General features: G+C 63.4%; 2 protein-coding genes. Both read right to left on the bottom strand.

From position 1 onward, the window contains the following. Positions 1–75 (bottom strand): hypothetical protein (locus PGS10_RS25170; protein WP_374982041.1); only part of this gene is annotated, 75 nt, incomplete at its 3' end. A gap of 15 nt (positions 76–90) precedes the next feature. Next, positions 91–287, bottom strand: a 197-nt coding sequence (locus PGS10_RS25000; RefSeq protein ID WP_316423650.1) for an oxaloacetate decarboxylase subunit gamma, incomplete at its 5' end; no start/stop codon positions are given.

Genomic DNA, 287 nt, shown 5'->3' with positions numbered 1-287 from the left:
GTCGAGACGCAGGCGGGTGGCGAACAGGGACTGGTGGGCGTCGCGCAGGACGACATCGGTAATGGCAACGGTCATGAATTCCTCCGTGAATTAAGAATTAAGGCGGCGATGGTGGTGAATGGCGGCGACAATCGCCGGTTTTAAGCGGGCGAAGTCGTCAGCGGGCGCGACGGCGGCCGGCGCCGCTTTGGACGCGGCAGGCGGCTCAGGGAACAGACGGGTAACGGCGAGAGACATCCCCCGGATGGCGAAAATGAGCAGCAGCAGAAACGCCAGCACGAAGCCCA

The organism is Klebsiella sp. 141153 (genome assembly GCF_032601995.1).
Taxonomy (GTDB): Bacteria; Pseudomonadota; Gammaproteobacteria; order Enterobacterales; family Enterobacteriaceae; genus Klebsiella; species Klebsiella aerogenes.
Note: the sequence above shows the minus strand (reverse complement) of the source record. Positions and strands in the feature narration are given on the sequence as shown.